The sequence below is a fragment of the Anaplasma marginale str. Florida genome (assembly GCF_000215485.1).
In the GTDB taxonomy this organism is placed as follows: Bacteria; Pseudomonadota; Alphaproteobacteria; order Rickettsiales; family Anaplasmataceae; genus Anaplasma; species Anaplasma marginale.
Genome location: NZ_AFMS01000002.1, coordinates 1 through 1194 on the forward strand (window position 1 = coordinate 1; position 1194 = coordinate 1194).

A 1194-nucleotide genomic window follows, 5' to 3' on the forward strand; every position below is an offset into this window, starting at 1 on the left:
GGTAATTTTATGACAGAAGGGAGAAAGCCGCACATAAACGTAGGTACGATAGGGCATGTTGACCACGGGAAGACCACGTTAACGGCTGCACTTACTACGGTATTGACAAGAAGGCTTAGCGGAGCGAACAAGGTAGTAAAGTACGATGAGATAGACAAAGCGCCTGAGGAAAGGGCACGTGGTATCACCATTTCCACAGCGCACGTAGAGTATGAGACAGAAGGCAGGCACTATGCGCACGTAGACTGTCCGGGGCACGCGGATTACATAAAGAACATGATAACCGGTGCCGCGCAGATGGATGTGGCGATACTGGTAGTCTCTGCAACTGATGGAGCAATGCCACAAACTCGTGAGCACATACTACTAGCCAAGCAGGTAGGCGTGAAAGACATAGTCACATGGATAAACAAATGTGACGTGGTAGAAGATGAGGAGATGTTGTCGATAGTTGAGATGGAAGTTAGGGAGCTTCTGAGCAACTATGGGTATGACGGTGATGGGGTTGACGTAGTGAGAGGATCTGCGGTCAAGGCGTTGGAGGAAAGCTCTGACGGTCCGTGGAGTGAGAAGATTATGGAGCTGGTGGGGGCGCTAGAGAAGATAGAGCTTCCGGTTAGAGAGAAAGACAAGCCATTTTTGATGTCGGTTGAAGATGTATTCTCGATTCCTGGTCGTGGCACAGTGGTTACGGGTAGGATTGAGAGAGGAGTGATAAAGGTAGGGGACAAGGTAGATATTGTAGGTCTTAGGGACTTACAGAGCACAGTGTGCACTGGAGTTGAGATGTTCCACAAGGCCCTTGAGACAGGTGAAGCTGGGGACAACGCCGGCATACTACTTAGGGGTATCAAGAAGGAAGATGTGGAGCGTGGCCAAGTGTTGAGTGCACCGGGTCAGATACGTTCATACAAGGCGTTCAAGGCAGAGGTATATATCTTGAAGAAGGAGGAAGGTGGAAGGCACACTCCGTTCTTCTCGAACTACCAGCCTCAGTTCTATGTCCGTACCACAGATGTTACTGGAAGCATAAAGCTGCCTAGTGGAGTTGAGATGGTTATGCCTGGTGATAACCTCAGTATCGAAGTTGCTCTTGATAAACCAGTTGCTCTTGATAAGGGGTTGAGGTTTGCGGTGAGAGAGGGTGGCAGAACCGTAGGCTCCGGTATCATAACTGAGATTTTGGAGTAGTGG

1 protein-coding gene is annotated in these 1194 nt (G+C 49.5%); it reads left to right on the forward strand.

What is annotated here, in order from left to right:
- Nucleotides 1-9: 9 nt before the first annotated feature.
- The gene (gene tuf / locus GAC_RS00055) at nucleotides 10-1191 is read left to right on the forward strand and encodes an elongation factor Tu (RefSeq protein WP_011114180.1); all 1182 of its coding nucleotides are present in this window, start codon (nucleotides 10-12) and stop codon (nucleotides 1189-1191) included.
- Nucleotides 1192-1194 lie beyond the last annotated feature (3 nt).

What these genes read in the sequence shown, in the direction of transcription:
- tuf (WP_011114180.1), top strand. Translation starts at nt 10, where the DNA reads ATGACAGAAGGGAGAAAGCCGCACATAAACGTAGGTACGATAGGGCAT.